Here is a 21,311-nt window from a genome sequence, read left to right as displayed (position 1 = left end):
ACTCTCCATAAAAATTTATGATGTTTGATTAGCTCATAATACTAAATAGTGTTTGTAACATTTAAGTTACTGTTTTTGGAATTAACGTTGACATATTGTCATTCAGTTTTCAATGTTCATTAATAATGGAGCGGGTGATGGGAATCGAACCCACAACATCAGCTTGGAAGGCTGAGGTTTTGCCATTAAACTACACCCGCATATTAAATTAAAAGTTTATTTGGTGCGGCCGAGAGGACTTGAACCTCCACGGGATTTCTCCCACTAGGCCCTCAACCTAGCGCGTCTGCCATTCCGCCACGACCGCTGGCAAAACGCAATAATTACTATTAACTATCGAGAACATAAATTATTGTAAATGTTTTGTAATGAAATGTCAATAACTTTTTAACATATTTTTAAAGACTTTTTACAAACAATTAATGTTTAACTCTTTTATTAAAGCAACGATATATACTATACATGTTTTTATAATTAATGTCAACATTTAATAAACAAAAATATTCAGATCTACAATTATTGTAAAAGTAGATCTGAATTTCAATTTTAGTTACTTAGTACCTAAGTTAAATGTTCGATTAGTGACAACTTTCCATTGCATATTCCACACCTCATCTTCCGAACATCTACTTTCCTTATCCTTAAATATTTGTAACCACATGATTGACATTTATATAAATAATTAGCACGCGCTTCATATGATTGAATAGGTTTACAAAATCTCGGAGCACCGACTTGCTTACTCAACATTTTAAAGTCTGGATCTTTATGTTTATAACCTTTTCCACCTAAATGCAGATGATAGTGACATAACTCATGTTTAATTATATCGATTAATGCATTTTTACCATAATACTGATATTGTTTAGGATTAATTTCAATGTTATGCGAATCTAAAATATAACGTCCACCTGTAGTACGTAGCTTATTATTAAACAAAGCATTATGACGAAAAGGTTCATTAAAATATCGGTTCGAAATGCTTTCAACCATATTTTGAAGTTCATTATTATTCATGTGGATCAATCATTGTTAGAGAAACTTTTCCTTTATTTTTATCGATATCAAGAATCCAAACTTCTACTATATCTCCAACACTAACTACATCCATAGGATTTTTGACGAATTTTTTTGATAATTTAGATATGTGCACTAATCCGTCTTGTTTCACACCTATATCTACAAATGCTCCGAAATCAACAACATTTCTTACTGTGCCACTTAATTTCATACCTTCTTTTAAATCTTCAATAGATAGTACATCAGATTTAAGGATAGGCGTTTCAAACTCATCACGCGGATCTCGATTAGGTGCCATTAGAGATTTAATAATATCCTCTAAAGTTGGTACTCCAACATTTAATTGTTCAGCTATTTGATTTGTGTTTATGTTGGATAATTCAGTTTTTAACTTGTCAGTTCCTAAATCATTGATATCAAAATTTAAAACAGTCAATAATTCATATGTCACATCATAACTCTCAGGGTGAATTGACGTATTATCAAGTGGTTCAGAGCCATCTACAATACGCAAAAATCCTATACTTTGTTCAAATGTTTTAGCACCTAATCGTTTCACTTTACTTATTTCTTTATTGTGCTTGATTGCTCCATTTTCTTCACGGTAATCAATAATGTTTTGTGCTATTGCGCTAGATAGACCAGAAACATACTGTAATAGAGATTTTGATGCTGTATTTACATCTACACCAACTTGGTTTACGGCTGTTTCAACAACAAATGTTAATGCACTTTCAAGTTCTTTCTGATTTACGTCATGTTGATATTGACCCACACCAATAGATTTAGGATCTATTTTAACTAATTCACTTAATGGGTCTTGAACTCGTCTTCCTATTGAAACAGCACTTCGTTCTTCAACTTGAAAATTAGGAAACTCTGATCTAGCAATTTCAGAAGCAGAGTACACTGAGGCCCCCGCTTCATTGACAATAATAAATTTAATATCTAAATTATATTTTTTGATAACATCAGCAACAAATTGTTCAGTTTCACGACTTGCTGTACCATTACCAATAGCAATAAGCTCTATATTATTTTCTTTAATCATTCGGACAATTTCTTTTTCAGATGCTTCTACTTTAGATTTAGGTGGATGTGGATAAATTACACTTTTATCAATAAAAGTCCCATAAGGATTAATGACTGCTAGTTTACATCCTGTTCTAAATGCTGGGTCAACCCCTAATATTTGCTTGCCTTTCATAGGCGGTTGCAACAATAAGTGTTTTAAATTTTCACTAAAGACCTCAATAGCATGTTGTTCGGCTTTCTCAGTTAAATCAGCGCGTATTTCTCTTTCAATTGAAGGCATTATCAACCTTTTTAAACTGTCCTCAATTGCTAATTTAATATAATCTCCATGTGGATTATTACTTTTAACCTCATTTTTTTCAATAGCACTTGCTACTTGTTGAGTATCAAATTCTACCTTGACTGAAAGTACTTTTTCTTTTTCACCACGATTCATAGCTAGCACTCTATGATTAGCAACGTTCTTAATAGGTTCCACATAGTCATAGTACATTGCAAATGTTTCTTTTTCATCATCCGCTTTTTTCTTCTTAGCCGTTACAATATTTCCTTGCCTATAAATATCTTTCAATATACGACTACGATACTTAGGATTATCTGAAACGTGTTCAGCAATGATATCTAACGCTCCTTGAATTGCCTCGTCAACAGTAGCTACTTCATCACTAATATACGCCTCAGCTTTTTTACTCAATTCACCCTGTTGACCATCACTAATCCATTGGGCTAAACTTTCAAGTCCTTTTCGCTTAGCTTCAGTTGCTCTTGTTTTCTTTTTTTGTTTAAAAGGTCTATAAAGATCCTCGACACGTTGCAATTTGGTTTGTTTAAGAATAGCTTCTTTTAGTTCATTTGTTAATAATCCCTGTTGTTCAATATTATGTATAACTTCATCTTTTCTTTTCTGTAAATTTGCAACATATTGATATTCGTCAGAAATTTGTTTGATTTGAACTTCATCCAAACCACCCGTTGCTTCTTTACGATATCTTGCTATAAAAGGAACAGTATTATTTTCTTCTAGCAATTCTAATACGGATTTTACTTGTTTTTCAGAAAATTGATATTTAGACACTATTTCATTCATTAACATTTTATCCATTTATATAACCACACCTTTCAAAAATTCTTATTTCTCTAAGTATATAATATTTAATTTTAAGCATTTCTTTTTTAATTCAAAAGTAAAAAAGGAGTCGGATAGAATTCATAGTGAATTCATTGTCCCACCCCCACAAAGATGACTAGAACTGAAAAACTACTAGTTGAACTTCTTATCAATACGTGCAACAATTGCGACTGTCCACTATAGTTTTATATTATTAATGTTCTAGACTCTAAATGTAATATTTTATTGTTTAGCAGCTTGTTGCAATTTCTTAATTGCAGTTCTTTGTAAGCGTGATACATGCATTTGACTTAATCCAATACGTTCCCCAGTTTCTTTCTGGCTTAATCCTTCTATGAACGTGCATTGAATAATTTCTCTTTCTCTATCTGAGAGAATAGGCAAAATACGTTCAAGAATCATACGTTTTTCAGTTAAGTCATAATTGTCATCTTTTTGTCCCATGATATCTAGTAGAGTTACTGTTGAACCATCTTTATCTGCCTCAATTGAATGATCAACACTAAGCGCATTATAGCTTTGTCCCATTTCCATAGCTTCTAACACTTCTTCTTCTGAAACTTCTAAACGGTCAGCAATTTCTGCAATTGATGGAGATCTTTCCAACTCATTTGTTAGTTCATCGCTTACTTTTTTGATACGTGGGCCTATTTCTTTTATTCTTCTAGGAACATGAACACTCCAAGTTTTATCCCTTAAATATCTCTTAATCTCACCAATAACGGTCGGTACTAAGAATGCTTCAAATTTGCGATCAAAAGACAAATCAAATCTGTTAATAGCACCTATTAAACCAACCATACCAACTTGAACTAAATCTTCATGATGTGATTGTCCTTTAGAATACTTATAAGCTAAAGATTCAATTAATTTTCGATAATGATTAACTAATCTATCTTGAGCTTCTGTATTAGCGTTATCTTGATGTTCTTTAATCCATTGGTTAATTTGCTCAGGTGATACATCATTAACTGATTTCGACTCTTTCGTCATTATTTGGCACCTGCTCTTTTTTTATATACTTAATCATGCTGATTGTTACACCAGATTCTTTAAAGACTTTCACTTCATCCATCAAGGATTCAATTAAGAAAAGACCAAGTCCGCCTTCACGTACGAAATCGATATTTTCATTCTCATCGTATGGTCCTAGCTGTGATTTAGTCGTTTCATAATCAAAACTTTCACCTTGATCTGAGATAACTATTTTTATTTTATCATCAAATAACTCAAAACATAAATTAATCATACCATTTGTTTCATCATTTTTATAAGCATGCTTAACTGCGTTAGTAACGGCTTCACTTACTGCAATTTTAGAATCTTCTATATCGTCATAAGATGCGCCTGCTCTTGAGAATACACCTGATAGAGTTAAACGAATTAAACTCACATACTCAGCAGAGGCAGGCAATTTCATCTCGATATAATCATTTTTAATAGGCAAGTTACTCTACCTCCGTTCCTTCATTGACATGCATTAAGTCCTTAAGGCCAGTAATATCAAATAATCTTCCGATTCTATCTGATACACCTAAAATATATAATTCTTTATCATTTTGATTCAAAGCTTTTAATGTTCCTACAAATAAACCTAATCCTGTAGAATCCATATAGCTAACGTTTGTCACATTTACGTGAATATCATGAGTACCTTCTTGACGCATTGGCATCAAAACTTCTTCTAATTCAGGTACTGTATAAACATCTAATTCCCCAGCCACAATGACTTCATAATATTCATCATGTGTTACCGTCTCAATGTTAAGGTTCATAGTTCTTACACTCCTAGTTTAGTCTTTTGTTACTAATAATATGTATACTTTAGTAAGTATACCCATAGTTAGATTTATATAATCTAAAAATTTAATATTTAATTTACACGTTTTATAATCATAATAGTCATATCGTCACGTTTGTTAGGGTTTTGTATTTTTAATATAGCTTCATATAATATTTGTACTATATCTTGTGGGTGCATATGCTTATACTTACGTATGAGGTTCAACAATGTGTTTTTAGCTATGAATTCGCCATCTGTGTATCTTGCTTCTGTAACACCATCAGTAAATATGATAACTAAATCATCTAAATGAATGGGAATTTCTTGTTGACTATAACGAGTGTGCTGACTTACACCTAAGACTCTTCCTCTAACTTCAATTTCTTCAAATGTTTCAGTTTCCGCTCTATATATATATCCAGGTTCATGACCTGCAGAACTACAATATAGTAGATGGTTCATTTCTTCATATAAACCGTAAAACATGGTCACAAACATGTTTTGATTTACGTTTTTCTCCACAACACGATTAAGACGTTTCAATCCATCACTTGGTAATTGGGAATGCCCATAGGAGTCCATTCCGAATTTAATCATACTCATAGCTAATGCAGCTGGAATTCCCTTACCTATAACATCAGCAATAGCGAAACTCATCGTTCCATCCCTATGATCAATTAAATTAAAATAGTCGCCACTCACTTTTTGAGCAGCAACAGAAATCACACCAATCTGTATACTATCAAATTGAGGGATATCTGTTTTTAACATTGTCTGTTGAAGCCTAGAAGCTAAATCAATTTCTTTATCGTGGAATTGCATTTTATCAACTAACTTTTGGTAGTCTCGATAACTATATCCAAACCCCTTTACAACCTCTTGTAACACATCTAATGTATCAAAAATTGGTTCTTTATCTAAATTTAAGGAGGTTACATATGATTTGTGTATATTCACAATATCTTCAGGTAGAATATCTTTTTTAATTACTTCATCTGTAAAATCATTACACTTTTTTAGAAATTGTTGTTTATTTTGCGTAACTAAACTTTCATCAATAAGTTGCTTATAATGCTGCTTAAATTCTTCCACAAATCTGCCTCCTTGCTTCAATATATCTATCACTTAGAACTTATTTATATGCATTTGATATTTATTAATAAAATTCATTATTGTTAAAACCATAATATTAAATAATATGCTTTATATTTAAAAAAGACTTTAGGTATTACCTAAAGTCAACAACTAAAGACTATCAATTAATCTAGTACTTACCTTCAAATAAGACTAATATGTATTAAGTACATAGAAATTAAATTACGAAAATTCGAATAACTGAATTTAAAATATTGTCTTTAATAGTTAAAATGAAATACTTTTGAATTATACATGAATTAAGTTATGTGTTTTGCGTTTTAACTTCATCATGCAATCCTAGACTAATGTCTAGCGCTTCATCCACTTCTTGCATTTTCTCATCAGATAGATATGTTAATTTTTCTTTTAGTCGTTTTTTATCTAATGTTCTAATTTGCTCGAGTAGAATAACTGAATCTTTATCAAGTCTGTATTTCTTTTTCTCGATTTCAACATGTGTGGGTATTTTCGCTTTATTAATCCTTCCCGTAATCGCAGCAACGATTACGGTAGGACTATATTTGTTACCAGTATCGTTTTGAATGATAACTACAGGTCTGACTCCCCCTTGTTCTGAGCCCTGTACTGGTGACAAATCAGCTAAATATACATCGCCTCTTCTAATCATTCACTTTTATAATTAGAAATAATGTACGTTTCGTTGCAATCACAAGCTTCGCATTCTAGAGGAAAAGCTTCTGTCGCTAGGGAGAGATTTAATTCGGCCATTTGTGCATAGCCTTCTTTTAAAGATTGTTCAAGACTGTGACTTCTATTTTGATTGAAAGTAAGCATAATATGAACCTCCAGTTGATACCAAATAAGACATTATAAACTTTAATTAATTTTATAATAACAAATTTTATTTCAAGTGACTATACTATTTTAATAATTCATTAGTTACATGCATCTCGTCATCAACTTGATAGATTCTAGGTAAACGTCTACCTAAATTACATAAAACTTCATAGCTAATCGTGTCTTGTTTTTGAGCTAAAGTTTCAGCTGATTGAGGTGAATCATAAGCATTATCTAGAAGTGTCACAGTGTCTCTCTCTTTTACATCATCTGGCACTTTAATTATCATTTGATCCATACATACTCGACCTATGACTTCACATTGATGGCCTTTGACATTAACAAATGCCCCTTGCATTGAGCGTAAGTAACCATCTGCATATCCAATTGGCAAAATTGCGATTTTTATATCTTCAGTTGCTGTATATGTACTGCCATAACTTACCGATTCGCCAACTTTTAAATATTTAGTTTGGACAACTTGTGTTAATAATTGCGCACTTGGTTGTAATTCAGTTTCAACTTTTTCTTTTACATACGCTGACGGATAATAACCATAAAGTGAAATACCAAGTCTAACTGCGTTACATAATTCAAAGTTTCTCAATAAAGAACCAGCTGAATTTTGAGAATGTATGAATTTAGGTTTCTCAGCTTGAGTTACTAAGGTTTCAAATTGTTCATATTGATTATCCATTGAGTCGCCAGGTTCATCAGCATTAGCAAAGTGCGTATATACACCTTCGAATACCAAATGAGGATGACTTTGAATTAAGTCAATGACTTCTTTATATTCTTCCAGTGATTTAATTCCAAGTCTGCCCATACCTGTGTCGAGTTTCACATGTAGCCATAAATTCTTTTCATTATCATCACGAATTAATTCTATTGCATGTTGTAGCCATTGTAATGATGGTACAGTCAAAGCAACTCTGTGTTGAATAGCTTTATTTATATCTTCAAGAGGAATGACGCCTAAGATAAGTATTTGAGCATTGATTCCATGCATACGTAGTTCAATAGCTTCATCAAGAGTTGCTACTGCAAAAAAGTCAGCACCGTTATTCATTAAATGTTGTGCGATTTTAACGCTACCTAGCCCATAACTATTAGCTTTTACTACCGGTATAACTGTTTTATCGCTATGCAACGTTCTAACAGTATTATAGTTATTTAAAATCGCTGATAAATCTACGTTTAAATAAGTTGATCTATAGAATTTATCTGACATACATAATCCTCCTCTTAATTAGTAAAAAATCTTGTTTATTATTAATTTAACTCGTTCAAAATACGAGGTAGAAATTATTTTTATTATAATACTGTTAATCTCTCTTTTCTAACAAAACCTGACTCATCGCATAATGTTCTGTATGAGTTATTGAAACATGTACGATAAAACCATTGTAATCTATACATGGTTTACCTTTTATATCGTTGTAACAATTAATGTCTTTGAATGCCACTGTTTTTCCTAAGCCTGTACCTAATGCTTTACTGAAAGCTTCTTTGGTTGCGAAACGACCAGATAAAAATTCAAGCTTTCTCTTTTCACTTTTAAATGAATGAAATTGTTGTTCCTCTTCTTGTGTTAAAATTCTCTTTACTAACTTGTCTTTTTGTTTCTCAAAAGCTTTTTTAATTCTATCAATTTCTATTAAATCAATACCTATTCCATGTATCATGCTAATCCCTCACTCACTGGGTATATTTGAATGATCTATTTTCGTATTCATTTCACTAGTATCATTTTGCTGAATTTTTTCTTATTTTGTATCATTTGTTTAAGATTAATTGCGTCTGTCTTTGCAATCAAGTCTATTTGAGAAACACCACCTGCAGTCGACAAATGCAATGATGCTAACTCATATTTTCTCATTAAAAAACCTTCTTCAATATCGATATTCTGAATTCTATAAAATGGAATAATTTTAGTATTGATAAAAATAATGCCTCTTCGTATATAAATTTCATCATTTGAATAACTATATCGAAAGTTTTTATATTTTAAAAATGGTGTTATAACTATAAAAACAACACAACATAAAATGATTAGTGCTATCAAAAGACTTACAAGTAATGCGCGACTCATTTCCTCAATGTATAAATCACATAAAATGCTTGCTATTATCACTATAATTGTAAAAATAATGCTAGTAATCATTGAAGCAATCCTCATCACTTTAAGGCCGTTTTTATTCATGTAATTATAATTAGACATCGTACTCACCTCTTAAATACGCATCAACGTAGCGTTGCGATGTATCTTCTTTTATAAACTTTAATTCCATAAACTCAAATATTGATCCCTTTGCAATAAGGAAATATAAATTTGCTAAATGACTTCTTTCGAGAAAAGGATGTTGGCTTGTTTCCATACCTATAATTTTATCCGTTTTGAAGTAATATGTTTGAAAACCAAAAGTGCTCACACGTTTCAAAGTAATTTCACCATTCTCTATCACTAAGCCAGCATTTTTAACGTAGATATATGCATGAGACATCATCACAATAATTATCATCAAAGCGATAAAAAAGCTCCATGCACTCCAAAAATAAGTTCCAATACTAGCTAAAATTAAAACGATAATACTTGGTATAAAAAAGTGACGATGAAATCCATTCCACGGCATAATGTTTTCGACCTTATTAAACTTCATTTCTGGTACAAGCTTTCCAATAATTTCATACGCTTCTTTTTGTCTTATAAATGGTAATATCATAATTTTACCATTGTCACTTGCATCATCTTTAGACTCTATATCCATATCACTCGTGATTATAAAGTGTATAGAGGTATATCCAAATATTTTTCTTAAGAAAGATTGTTTCTCTAATACTGCTTGTAGTCGATCAGTTGGAACTGTTAGATTTTTCACATTAAAAAGACCATAACTAATTTTAAGATGATTCCCCTGTTGTACAACTTTGTAGTTATAATAACGAATAATCGTAATTATAGTTCCTAAGACATAACTAATGATTAAAATTGATACAACAACAAACAACACAATAATAAGTACAGAATTTACCCAATGCCATAGATTAGACGTCCATTTATCCCAAGGGATAATATCTTGAAATGCACCTACTATTGGCGAAACGGCAGCAAAGGCCACACCTATTGCCCCACTCGTCATAGCCATTAGAATTAGTGAAGTTAAGGACATATTGAACACATGTTCTGAATTACTTTCTGTTACACTTGGCGACGCATTGTATTGCTCAGTTTTTAGTTCATTTTCATCCGCTTCATCATTGATTGAATATTCTTGAGTATCATTATTTAATTCTTTTTGTCTCATACGTATGGTTTGTTCAATGAACTCACTCTGTTTCTTCGTTATTGTTGCCAATTCAATACCATCACTTGGCGTTTTAATTTGTAAACTAACACCACCCACGATTTGGTTAATCAAACCTTGTGTTGTATCTAATGACTGAATTCTACTTAGATTTAGTTCTTTTCTTTTTTTATTTAACCAACCAGATGTAACAATAAATTGATCGTTTTCAATCCAATATCTTGTAACTTTAATTTCTAAAAATTGATGTATAAACGTCAAAATAAAGATAAATAAAAAGATTGATGGGCCAATATAATGACGAATTTCTGTAAAATCAAAATTCCATATATTAAAACCAACTAATATGATAAATGTAAAAATATTTTGTTTAATTACGTCTATTATCCCTGTTATGTATGAAATTGGATGCAATTTTTGAGGATTAAACATCTGAATTAGCACCTCGCAATGCTATAAAAATATCTTCTGATAATTGATTCATTTCTTCTTCTGAGACAATTGGTAATTTTAGTTCATGTCCCGCTGTTACAAAAATTAAAATATTTAAATTTAGTAGCTTTAAAATAGGATTACTTTTAATTTCTAAAAATTGTAGCCGTTCAATTTTAGTTATTTGGTGTTTTTTAAAAATAAAAGTCTTTTTAACTTCAACATTTCTATCATTAACCCTATAAAAACGATATTTATAATTAATAATGGGCTGTAATAGTAAACGAATAACCGAAATGAAGACTAAGAAGATAAGTATGTAGACAATAAAGTGGTACCAATTAAAATATCGCCACATTGAGAATAGTGCAGCAATGATAATCAGTTCTATTAAAAATAAGATACCACTATTAAGCCAGTGGTATTTCAGTGCATTTTTAGGACTCTTATGAAATGAACTTTCTACCTTCATAATATACTCCTTTGCAATTTTATTTTATTATATCATATTTAGTGTAAGGCTTACTGACCTTGCTGAATATGCGAAATTGTTAAATTACTTCTACGATTTAATCAAATTTAAAACCACCTCAAAAGCATGAGATGGTTTGATTATAAAATTCAATATTGAATTATTTTATTTTTGTAAATCTGCGAATGTTCGACCTTTCATCGTAGATCTACCTTTGTCTTGTCTTTCACGACGGTCAGGTTTTTTACCTTTTTTCTTATTAAAGTTACCTTTTGAACGTTTGTTTTTATTATCGAACTTGTTATTACGTTTTCCACCACGACGTGATCCATTACCTTTACCTTGGCGATTTTTACGTGCTAATGGTTTTTCAAATGTTAATTGTACTTCCACTTCATCATTTGCTTCTACTAATTCTTGTAGTAATGATGCAACTAATTCAGTACTGTCATATTCTTCTAATAACTCGCTTGAGATACGTTTCAAACGTGCTTCACTTTCTCGTGACATCCAATTTTTCACTTTATCTTTAATATCATCTTCACGCGCTTTTAATACTTCTTTGCGGTGAGGTGGTCTTAAAGCGTTCATACGTCTTCCATTTGCATCTTCAATTTGACGGATGTAATCCATTTCAATTGGATTTACAAATGTAACAGCGATGCCTTCTTTACCAGCTCTTCCTGTACGTCCGATTCTATGTGTATAGCTTTCAGTATCTTGAGGAATGTCAAAGTTATATACATGACTTACACCTGAAATATCTAGTCCACGTGCCGCAACGTCTGTAGCAACTAATATATCGATTTGATCATTTTTAAATTTCTTCAATACTTCTAAACGTTTAGCTTGTGTGATATCACCATGTAAGCCTTCTGCTTTGTATCCTTTAGATAATAAAGCACTTGTTAATTCATCCACACGACGTTTTGTTCTACCGAAGACAATGGCTAATTCAGGTTGGTGTACATCTAAGAAATTAGTAAATGTATCGAACTTTTCAAGCTCTTTCACAATTGTATAATATTCATCAATTTGAGGGTCTGACATTTCGTTGTTCATTGTCTTAACGATTTGAGGAGATTTCATGAATTGTTGTACTAAAGTTTGAATTGCTTTAGGCATTGTTGCTGAGAATAACATTGTTTGTCTTTGCTCAGCTGGAATTTTGTCCATAATGAATCTCATATCATCGATGAATCCCATGTTCATCATTTCATCCGCTTCATCCAAAATCAATGTATGAATACCATTTGTTTTTAATGTACGTCTATTTAAGTGGTCAATGACACGTCCTGGTGTACCTACAACGATTTGTGGTCCTCTTTTTAAAGCTTTAATTTGTCGATCGATTGGCATACCACCAAATACCGTTACAACTTGTACGTTTTGACCACGGCTAAATTCTCTTAATTGTTCAGCTACTTGCATAGCCAATTCTCTTGTAGGTGCTAATATTAAAGCTTGCACACCTGATTGACCTACAACTTTTTCTATTAAAGGAATCCCGAACGCTCCCGTTTTACCTGTACCAGTTTGAGCTTGTCCAAGGATGTCTTTTCCTTCTAATGTATAAGGGATACTATCTTTTTGGATAGGTGTGGGTTCCTTAAAGCCCATTGCTTCAAGGGTCTCAACTGTTTTATCCGAAATCCCTAGTTCTTTAAAATTTTGCAATATAATTCTCCTTTTAACTTTCTTATTTATCAATATACGTTTGTGTATATAAGGTTCTCTTATTACGTCAACTTCTATATAGTACCACCTAAAATTACATATCGCAATAAAGCAATTTTATAGATGAACTCGTTTTCAAATCTATTTTCATATAATAGCGTTTACATTTTTCACTTGTTATTTAAATTTTTAAAGTAAAAAAACAAGCCACTAAAGGATTTAGATTCCTAATTAGTGACTTGCTTAGCATGATAGTAATTTTGAAAATAATTAAATCAATTTATTTACAACTTCTTCAAGTTTATTTCCTCTTGAACCTTTTACAAGAACTTTGTCGTTAGCAACTAAGTTGTTTATTAAATATTGAGTTAATTGTTGTTTATCAATAAAATATTCAACGTGGTCAACAAATTGACCTCCAATATCACTAATATACTTTGCATCTTTGCCATATGTTAATAAAGTATGGATGTTTTTACCTTCTAAATATGCGCCTACCTCTTCGTGCATTGAACGACTATTTTCACCTAATTCAAGTGAGTCAGCAAGTACAATAATTTTTCTACCTTCCATTTGACTCAAAGTATCAATTGCGGCTTTCATACTTGTAGGACTGGCATTATAAGCATCATTTATGATAGTAATATCATCATCAGTAATATGGCGTTCCATTCGCATACCAGTGAGTTGAACATGATTAATGTTATGTTGAATAGTCTCATATTTAAGTCCTAGTTCATGACCAATAGCAATTGCGATAGCTGCATTTTTCATATTATGGATTCCGAGAATAGGTAATTTATAATGTTCATTACCGTTAATAGAGAAAGCAATGCCATCATTTTCACTATGTTCTACTTCGCATACTAAAGCATTATCTTGTTTCAAACCTACACTTAAACATTTAGCGTGTTTGATTTTTTTAACATGTGGTTCAAGCAATGGTTCATCACCATCATAGATGAATGTTCCTTCTTTTTTAAGTCCAATTGTTATTTCAGATTTAGCTTTAGCAATACCTTCACGAGAACCTAAATCTTGCATATGTGACTCACCAATATTTGTAATAACAGCAATATCTGGTTCAGCTATATTAGAAAGTAATTCTATTTCATGGAATCCAGACATACCCATTTCTAATATTGAAATCTCTGTATCTAAATCAAGCTCTAAAATAGTTAACGGTAAGCCTATTTCATTATTGTAATTACCTTGCGTTTTTTTTACTTTAAATTCAGTGTGTAATACACTCTCAATCATATCTTTTGTAGTTGTTTTACCGTTTGAACCAGTAACACCTATTACTTTAGGGTTCACATGTTTAAGATATGCTTTAGCTAATTGTTGTAACGCAATTAATGTATCGTCTACCCATATAATAGGTCCCTCCACGTTATCATCAATGTCATGGCCCTTTTCATAGAAAGAAGCCCCAGCGCCATCTTTTAACGCCTGTGAAACAAAGCGATGACCATCTACGTTCTCACCTTTAAATGGTATAAATAACATATTAGTTTTGATTGCACGTGAATCGATCGTCACACCTTTGATGGTTTGTTGTAAATATTGTGAATCAATATCACAAGGTATCCATTCCTGAATTTGCTGTAAAGAAACTTCTATCATTTATGAATCCCTCTCTTAGTCAATTGTGTATTTGTTTTTCTTTTTATCCTCGTGACGTTCTTTAGCTAGGTCAATTAATTTTGTGATTAGGTCAGAATAAGATAAGCCCATATTCTCCCATAAACTTGGATACATACTAAATGCTGTAAATCCAGGCATTGCATTTGTTTCATTAATAAAAATTTGATTGTCTTCAGTAACAAAGAAATCCGCACGTACTAATCCCGAACAATCTGTAGCTTTAAATGCTTCCAATGCCATGTTTCTTAATGTCATTTGTACTTCTTCATCTAATTCTGCAGGAATTTGTAAACTGATTTTACCGTCTTTATATTTTGATTTGTAATCATAGAATGCAACATCTTTGATAACTTCTCCTGGCCATGTTGTTTCAGGATAGTCATTGCCTAATACAGCTACTTCAACTTCGCGAGCATTAATACCTTGCTCAATAACGAGTTTACGGTCAAATTGGAAAGCTTCCTTTATACCTGATTTTAGTTCATCCTCATTATTACATTTACTAATACCTACACTTGAGCCAAGATTTGCAGGTTTTACGAATACTGGATATGTAAGTTTATCTTTAACGAGTTTAATAATATTACCCTCATATTTTTCATATTCACTTCTTAAGAAACTAATGTAAGGTAATTGAGGCAAACCTCTATGTTCAAATAATTGTTTCATGACAAGTTTATCCATTGAACTTGATGCAGCTAGTACACCGTTTCCAACATATGGTAAATCAAGAACTTCAAATAACCCTTGAATTGTGCCATCTTCACCATTAGGGCCATGAAGTAATGGGAATATTGCATCATAAGGTTTACCATCGCTACTTTCTTTAAGCAAAATAGTGATTTCGCCCGCTTCTATATCTGTCATATTTAGGGATTCAATTTCTTTAATTTCCTCAGTGATATTTTCTTTTTTCTTCCATAAGCCATCATTCGTAATATAAATGATATCCACTAAATATCTTTCTTTATCAATTGCATTAAGAACATTTTGCGCAGTCAATTTAGAAACATCATGTTCAGCACTTTTACCACCATATACGATACAAATGTTTTCTTTTACCATAAGTAGTTCCTCCATTAAGAAAGATCATAACTCAATCATTTATGAGAAGTATTAAACTATTACATTATTTAAACTTCCTACAAATGTCTATATCTCTTTCAATTCATTTTTACTTTTTCTTTTTAGTTAACTATCAATATTTTATAAATTTTATTTAGTTTAAACTATGCTTTCTAAAAAACAATATTATCACAGTCTAAAGTGATTTTGCATTTATCAACTTAAATCTAATTATGTTTAAATAATTTTTTTGGTTTATATTAGACTAATTTACCAATTATAATTCAAACACAATTTTAGATAGAATTTTTAGTTTTCTATATTCAGCCTGTTATTTTCTAGCAAATTAATATAAAGTCATGTAAAATTTATATATAATATTAATCGTTCGATTATAAGAATTTAAGGAGTTTTCTCATGAAATATTCATCCCGTCAACAGCCTTCAAAACATTGGCTACGTAAGATAGACTGGATACTTGTAGCATTATTAACCATACTTGCCATTATAAGTGTTACTACGATTAGTTCAGCTATGGGTGGAGGACAATATAGTGCAAACTTTAGTATTCGCCAAATCATATATTACATATTAGGTGCTATTATCGCATTAGTTATTATGCTTATTTCACCTAAAAAGATTAGAAATAATACATATATTCTTTATTTTATCTTTTGTGTACTACTTATCGGTTTACTCATATTACCTGAAACATCTATCACACCAATCATTAATGGTGCTAAAAGTTGGTATTCATTTGGACCAGTAAGTATTCAACCCTCAGAATTTATGAAGGTCATCTTAATTCTAGCATTAGCAAAGAGCGTTTCTAACCATAATCGTTTTACTTTTAATAAATCTTTTCAAACTGATTTAGTCTTGTTCTTTAAAATCATAGGAATTTCAATAGTTCCAATGGCTTTAATTTTATTACAAAATGACTTAGGTACAACGCTTGTGATTTGTGCTATTATTATCGGCATAATGTTAGTTAGCGGTATTACATGGAGAATTTTAGCACCATTATTTATAGCCGCTTTTGTTTTTGGAGGAACTATTATATTAGCTATCATTTATAAACCAACGTTAATTGAGAGCCTTCTAGGTGTGAAAATGTATCAAATGGGACGAATTAATTCTTGGTTGGATCCATATTCATATAGTGCTGGAGACGGTTATCACTTAACAGAATCTTTAAAAGCGATTGGGTCTGGTCAATTATTCGGTAAAGGATTTAATCATGGTGAGGTTTACATTCCTGAAAATCATACAGATTTTATATTCTCAGTAGTTGGAGAAGAAATGGGATTTATAGGCGCTGTAGTTTTACTACTCATCTTTTTAGCATTGATTTTTCATTTAATTCGACTTGCTACAAAAGTTGAATCTCCATTCAGCAAAATATTTATCATAGGCTATGTATCACTACTTGTTTTCCATATATTACAAAATATAGGTATGACAATCCAATTACTACCTATTACTGGTATACCACTACCTTTTATTAGTTACGGCGGTAGTTCACTATGGAGTTTAATGGTTGGTATAGGTGTCGTCTTATCTATACATTTCCATCAAAGACAAACAATGCCTAATAAAGAAGCGTAATCACTTTTATAAGTGATTACGCTTCTCCCTTTATCAATTGCTAGCAGACTATTTAAGTTCTTGGCGCACAGGTGTTGTAGCTGGCAATGTATTAATAATGTCTAAACGAGATTTAGTTTTTTTAATATTCACACCTAATGACGATAATAATTTAACAACATTTTGCAATTTATCCGAATTACTCATGGCTTTCACCTCGTTTTATGACTTCAAAGTTATACTACCCCAATTATCGATGTTTTACTACATTAATTCAGCATAAAATTGATATTTAATAAAATTATTTTAATTTATCAACCTAATACCTTATAACCATCATCATAAATTTCTTTTTCAATACTATTTAAATTCGTAGGTGTTTCATAAGAAATTTTAACTAATTGGTCATTTAGTTCTACAATTACTTCATCTACACCTATCATCTTCTCAAGTCTATGTTGGAGTGAATTAGCTTGCTCTTCAGTATTTAATTCACTAATTCTAATTTCACTAAAGTTCATTTAATTAACCCCTAATCTTTCATTAATTTTTGAAACGTCACTAACAATTCTTCCATCGCTTCTTCTTGAGCGCCGTTATTCACTTTATCCATGATACAGCTTTTCATATGATGATCTAGCAACTTAGTGGCCACACTATTTAAAGCTGATCTTGTAGCTCTAATTTGAGTTAGCACGTCATCACAGTATACATCTTCTTCAATCATGCGATTAATCGCTCTAACTTGCCCTTCAATACGATTGAGTCTTGATTTTAAATTCATTTTAATTTGCTCGGAATGATGTGCATTTTCATGATTATTCAAGGTCGTCACCCTTTCTAATAGTACTATCATATCGTATAATTTACCTTCATATTCGTCAAACACTGTAACTTATTTTCATGAAAAAGGGTCATGCTATTTAGTTAATGCCATGATACAATTAAGTTTAAGAAAGTACTAGACTTATCTTATTCTTGCAAGAATTAAAAAAATAAACAGGAGGCGTACTATGGTAGAAATATACTCAATGTCTTTCACGCATTCCTCATTGATTATTAATATCATTTTAATTGCTGCCTTTATATTAAACTTAATTTTTGCGTTTGTTATTATCTTTATGGAGCGCCGTAGTGCTGGTTCAATATGGGCTTGGCTACTTGTTTTAGTATTTTTACCAATTATAGGGTTTATTTTATATTTACTATTAGGACGCCAAATTCAACGCAATCGTATTTTTAAATTGAAAAAGGAAGACCGTAAAGGCCTTGCTATGATTGTCGATGAACAAATTGAAGCATTAGAAAGCGACGATTTCTCAAAAGGTAATCATCAAATTGTTAAGTTTAAAGAAATGGTACGCATGTTACTTTTTAACAATGCTGCATTCCTTACTACTGATAATCAAATCAAGATTTATACTGATGGCCATGCAAAATTTGATGCATTATTAAGTGATATTAAAAATGCAAAAGATTATATACATATTCAATACTATATTTTCAAAAGTGATGAATTAGGTCATCGAATTCTCTCAGCACTTGAGGATAAACTTGATGAGGGCTTAGAAGTTAAAATGTTATACGATGATATGGGATCAAGAACTCTAAGAAAAAAAGATTTAAAACACTTTCGTCAAAAAGGTGGACATGTTGAATCTTTCTTTCCTTCTAAACTCCCACTTATAAACCTACGTATGAATAACCGAAACCATAGAAAAATAATTATTATTGACGGTAAAATTGGTTATGTTGGTGGTTTTAATGTAGGCGACGAATATTTAGGTAAAGATAAAAAATTTGGATATTGGCGAGACACTCATTTGCGATTAGAAGGAGATTCTGTAAACGCACTTGAACTGAGATTTATATTAGATTGGAACTCACAATCAAACCGTGATTCAATCGAATATGAAGATCGCTATTTTCCTGATGTAGACTCTGGTGGAACAATAGGTGTACAAATTGCCTCAAGTGGTCCTGATGAAGATTGGGAGCAAATCAAATATGGTTATTTGAAAATGATTTCTTCAGCTAAACAATCTATTTATATTCAATCACCCTATTTTATTCCTGATCAAGCCTTCATTGATGCAATTAAAATAGCAGCTTTAGGTGGTGTAGAGGTCAATATCATGATTCCTAATAAACCTGATCATCCTTTTGTTTATTGGGCTACCCTAAAAAACGCAGCTTCTCTATTATCAGCTGGCGTGAAAATCTATCATTATGATAATGGTTTCTTACACTCCAAAACATTAATTATTGATGATGAAATTGCTTCAGTAGGTACTGCCAACATGGATAATCGTAGTTTTACATTGAACTTTGAAGTAAACGCATTTATCTATGATGAAGCAATTGCAGCTCAACTAAAAGAAGCATTTATTCAAGATATGAAAGTATCTTACCGACTCACTGAAGACTTATATAATAAACGAAGCCTGTGGATTAAATTTAAAGAAGGTATATCTCAATTACTTTCTCCTATTCTATAGATAATTTAGATATAGTAGCTAAAAAAATCACATTGAAAATATTATATACTTAAAATAATACTTAAGTCCCGAACTCATCTGAACAATAAGGAGATTAAAATGGATGTAACACGACAAATAGAATTAGCGCATCGTTATATGAAAGATTTTCATAAAAGTGATTATTCTGGTCATGATGTTGCACATGTAGAACGTGTAACGTCACTAGCTCAAACAATCTCTAAATGCGAGCAACAAGGAGAATATTTAATTATCACATTATCTGCATTACTTCATGATGTCATTGATGATAAGTTAACAAATAAAGCCAATGCTTTAGATCGTTTAAAAACATTTTTAAAGAACATTCGCGTATCTTCTGATCAACAACAAAAGATTATTTACATCATTCAACATTTAAGTTATAGAAATGGACAAAATAATCATGTAGACCTTCCAATTGAAGGACAAATTGTTAGGGATGCAGATCGACTAGATGCGATTGGTGCTATTGGTATTGCTAGAGCATTTCAATTTTCAGGCCATTTTAATGAGCCAATGTGGACAGAATCACCACATAGTGACATACCTAATATTGAAACGATTACTAATTTAGAACCTTCCGCTATACGTCACTTTTATGATAAATTATTAAAATTAAAAGATTTAATGCATACTGAAACTGGTCGAAAATTAGCTAGAGAAAGACATACGTTTATGGAGCAGTTTTTAAATCAATTTTATAAAGAATGGCATATATAAAAAAAGGTCGATACCCTACGTAGGGATATCGACCTTTTTACTTACTAGTTTCAATTAAACTAATTTATTTTTTCTTTTTATTATTCTTAGAAACGACTTGAGTGTTTTTACCTTTTTTATTTGAGTTACTATTATTTTCCTCAAATTTTTCAATCATTGGCGCAACTTCTCTTTGAGCAACTTTTTCATAGTACATATTGGCGAAGTATGTTTGAACAATCAAGAATGCCGCACTGACTGACCAATATAAACCTAAAGCTGAAGCCGAACTTAATGAAATCCAAATAATCATGATTGGTGATACAATCATCATCATATATGTCATTTGACGTTGTTCTTGAGGCATTTGCTTACTTGATACCCAAGCTTGGATAAAGTAAAGCACACCGGCAATGATAGTAATCCAAATATCAGGATGTATTAAATTAAACCATAAGAAGTGAGGATGTTCTGCAATACCGCCACCAATACGGTAACGTAATACAAAGTATAATCCCATGACAACCGGCATTTGAATTAATACAGGTAAACATCCTAATGCACTCTTCATTGGATTAATATCGTATTTCTTATAAACTTCCATCATTTCTTGGTTTGCTGCCATTTTCTCTTCTTGAGTACGTGCACGTTTAACTTTCTCTTGCACGCCATCAACTTCTGGTTTGGCAACTTTCATTTTTTCACGCATCAAATGACTATTTTTATAGTTTGATAGCATGAATGGTAACAAGATAATACGTATTACTAAAACTAATACGATAATTGCAATACCGTAGTCATCGTTAAATACTGAATGGCCTAACCAATGTAATACTTTAGACATTGGTTCTACGAATGTATTATAGAAAAATCCATCTCTATTACTAGATTTAGAATAGTCACATCCGGCTAAAAAGACCATTACCCCTAATAACAAAGGTAGTAACGCTTTCTTCTTCATTTTTACACCTCTATTGATATATTCACATAGGGATTATTTTATCAT

23 protein-coding genes and 2 tRNA genes are annotated in these 21,311 nt (G+C 31.4%); 3 read left to right on the top strand and 22 right to left on the bottom strand.

Annotation, left to right across the window (positions count from 1 at the left end; genetic code table 11):
- Positions 1-126 precede the first annotated feature (126 nt).
- The 18 genes from SBL15_RS11890 to SBL15_RS11805 form a co-directional block, all read right to left on the bottom strand.
- Positions 127-200, bottom strand: a tRNA-Gly gene (locus tag SBL15_RS11890).
- Between the two features lie 21 nt (positions 201-221).
- Positions 222-307, bottom strand: a tRNA-Leu gene (locus SBL15_RS11885).
- Between the two features lie 254 nt (positions 308-561).
- Entirely contained in the window at positions 562-1,017 is a 456-nt protein-coding gene (locus SBL15_RS11880) for a SprT family protein (RefSeq protein ID WP_037538751.1), read from the bottom strand.
- Positions 1,010-3,157, bottom strand: a complete 2,148-nt coding sequence (locus tag SBL15_RS11875) for a Tex family protein (RefSeq protein ID WP_107614318.1) — start codon at positions 3,155-3,157, stop codon at positions 1,010-1,012. The genes SBL15_RS11880 and SBL15_RS11875 overlap by 8 nt, the downstream gene beginning before the upstream one ends.
- A 249-nt stretch (positions 3,158-3,406) precedes the next feature.
- Positions 3,407-4,177 carry an RNA polymerase sigma factor SigB gene (sigB, locus tag SBL15_RS11870; RefSeq protein ID WP_011275276.1) on the bottom strand — a complete coding sequence of 257 codons (771 nt, stop codon included), beginning with the start codon at positions 4,175-4,177 and terminating at the stop codon, positions 3,407-3,409.
- Positions 4,152-4,604, bottom strand: a complete 453-nt coding sequence (rsbW, locus tag SBL15_RS11865) for an anti-sigma B factor RsbW (RefSeq protein WP_233664223.1) — start codon at positions 4,602-4,604, stop codon at positions 4,152-4,154. The genes sigB and rsbW overlap by 26 nt, the downstream gene beginning before the upstream one ends.
- 28 nt (positions 4,605-4,632) lie before the next feature.
- Complete coding sequence (locus SBL15_RS11860; protein ID WP_011275274.1) at positions 4,633-4,959, bottom strand: anti-sigma factor antagonist; 327 nt, start codon at positions 4,957-4,959, stop codon at positions 4,633-4,635.
- Between the two features lie 98 nt (positions 4,960-5,057).
- Positions 5,058-6,059 (bottom strand): PP2C family protein-serine/threonine phosphatase, encoded by a 1,002-nt coding sequence (locus SBL15_RS11855; RefSeq protein WP_317956072.1) that lies wholly within the window; start codon positions 6,057-6,059, stop codon positions 5,058-5,060.
- A 307-nt stretch (positions 6,060-6,366) separates the two neighbouring features.
- Positions 6,367-6,732, bottom strand: coding sequence for a type II toxin-antitoxin system PemK/MazF family toxin (locus SBL15_RS11850; RefSeq protein ID WP_011275272.1), 366 nt, complete (start codon positions 6,730-6,732; stop codon positions 6,367-6,369).
- Positions 6,729-6,899, bottom strand: a complete 171-nt coding sequence (gene mazE / locus SBL15_RS11845; RefSeq protein WP_037538759.1) for a type II toxin-antitoxin system antitoxin MazE — start codon at positions 6,897-6,899, stop codon at positions 6,729-6,731. The genes SBL15_RS11850 and mazE overlap by 4 nt, the downstream gene beginning before the upstream one ends.
- An 85-nt stretch (positions 6,900-6,984) precedes the next feature.
- Entirely contained in the window at positions 6,985-8,133 is a 1,149-nt protein-coding gene (alr, locus tag SBL15_RS11840) for an alanine racemase (protein WP_107614321.1), read from the bottom strand.
- A gap of 94 nt (positions 8,134-8,227) precedes the next feature.
- Positions 8,228-8,587 carry a holo-ACP synthase gene (acpS, locus tag SBL15_RS11835; protein WP_011275269.1) on the bottom strand — a complete coding sequence of 120 codons (360 nt, stop codon included), beginning with the start codon at positions 8,585-8,587 and terminating at the stop codon, positions 8,228-8,230.
- 47 nt (positions 8,588-8,634) lie between these two features.
- Positions 8,635-9,123, bottom strand: coding sequence for a PH domain-containing protein (locus tag SBL15_RS11830; RefSeq protein WP_233641629.1), 489 nt, complete (start codon positions 9,121-9,123; stop codon positions 8,635-8,637).
- Entirely contained in the window at positions 9,116-10,639 is a 1,524-nt protein-coding gene (locus SBL15_RS11825) for a PH domain-containing protein (RefSeq protein WP_107619769.1), read from the bottom strand. The genes SBL15_RS11830 and SBL15_RS11825 overlap by 8 nt, the downstream gene beginning before the upstream one ends.
- A complete protein-coding gene (locus SBL15_RS11820) occupies positions 10,632-11,111 on the bottom strand; it encodes a PH domain-containing protein (protein WP_317956067.1) in 480 nt (159 codons plus the stop codon). Before SBL15_RS11820 ends, SBL15_RS11825 begins: the two co-directional genes overlap by 8 nt.
- Positions 11,112-11,276: 165 nt before the next feature.
- Positions 11,277-12,788, bottom strand: a complete 1,512-nt coding sequence (cshA, locus tag SBL15_RS11815) for a degradosome RNA helicase CshA (RefSeq protein ID WP_037538771.1) — start codon at positions 12,786-12,788, stop codon at positions 11,277-11,279.
- A gap of 270 nt (positions 12,789-13,058) precedes the next feature.
- Entirely contained in the window at positions 13,059-14,414 is a 1,356-nt protein-coding gene (locus tag SBL15_RS11810) for a UDP-N-acetylmuramoyl-tripeptide--D-alanyl-D-alanine ligase (protein ID WP_107613755.1), read from the bottom strand.
- 15 nt (positions 14,415-14,429) lie between these two features.
- Positions 14,430-15,500 carry a D-alanine--D-alanine ligase gene (locus SBL15_RS11805; protein ID WP_107611868.1) on the bottom strand — a complete coding sequence of 357 codons (1,071 nt, stop codon included), beginning with the start codon at positions 15,498-15,500 and terminating at the stop codon, positions 14,430-14,432.
- A 417-nt stretch (positions 15,501-15,917) separates the two neighbouring features.
- On the opposite strand from SBL15_RS11805, the gene SBL15_RS11800 reads away from it, so the two are divergent.
- On the top strand, positions 15,918-17,108 hold the full coding sequence (locus SBL15_RS11800; protein WP_037538779.1) for an FtsW/RodA/SpoVE family cell cycle protein: 1,191 nt from the start codon (positions 15,918-15,920) through the stop codon (positions 17,106-17,108).
- 48 nt (positions 17,109-17,156) lie between these two features.
- Here SBL15_RS11800 and SBL15_RS11795 read toward each other — a convergent pair whose 3' ends face one another.
- From SBL15_RS11795 to csoR, 3 genes are all read right to left on the bottom strand, one after another.
- Positions 17,157-17,294, bottom strand: a complete 138-nt coding sequence (locus SBL15_RS11795; RefSeq protein ID WP_011275260.1) for an Lmo0850 family protein — start codon at positions 17,292-17,294, stop codon at positions 17,157-17,159.
- Positions 17,295-17,401: 107 nt separating this feature from the next.
- A complete protein-coding gene (gene csoZ, locus SBL15_RS11790; protein WP_011275259.1) occupies positions 17,402-17,608 on the bottom strand; it encodes a putative copper chaperone CsoZ in 207 nt (68 codons plus the stop codon).
- Positions 17,609-17,619: 11 nt separating this feature from the next.
- Complete coding sequence (csoR, locus tag SBL15_RS11785; protein WP_052071619.1) at positions 17,620-17,943, bottom strand: copper-sensing transcriptional repressor CsoR; 324 nt, start codon at positions 17,941-17,943, stop codon at positions 17,620-17,622.
- A gap of 157 nt (positions 17,944-18,100) precedes the next feature.
- Here csoR and cls point away from each other — a divergent pair, with 157 nt between their 5' ends.
- Both cls and SBL15_RS11775 read left to right on the top strand, forming a co-directional pair.
- Entirely contained in the window at positions 18,101-19,585 is a 1,485-nt protein-coding gene (gene cls, locus SBL15_RS11780) for a cardiolipin synthase (protein ID WP_317956066.1), read from the top strand.
- A gap of 99 nt (positions 19,586-19,684) precedes the next feature.
- Positions 19,685-20,326: an HD domain-containing protein gene (locus tag SBL15_RS11775; protein ID WP_107611867.1), complete on the top strand. Its 642-nt coding sequence runs from the start codon at positions 19,685-19,687 to the stop codon at positions 20,324-20,326.
- Positions 20,327-20,390: 64 nt separating this feature from the next.
- Here SBL15_RS11775 and yidC read toward each other — a convergent pair whose 3' ends face one another.
- Positions 20,391-21,266 carry a membrane protein insertase YidC gene (gene yidC / locus SBL15_RS11770; RefSeq protein WP_037538790.1) on the bottom strand — a complete coding sequence of 292 codons (876 nt, stop codon included), beginning with the start codon at positions 21,264-21,266 and terminating at the stop codon, positions 20,391-20,393.
- Between the last annotated feature and the right edge of the window lie 45 nt (positions 21,267-21,311).

Origin of the sequence: Staphylococcus sp. NWU MKU2 (assembly GCF_033283605.1) — a bacterium.
Lineage (GTDB): Bacteria > Bacillota > Bacilli > Staphylococcales > Staphylococcaceae > Staphylococcus > Staphylococcus haemolyticus.
Note: the sequence above shows the minus strand (reverse complement) of the source record. Positions and strands in the feature narration are given on the sequence as shown.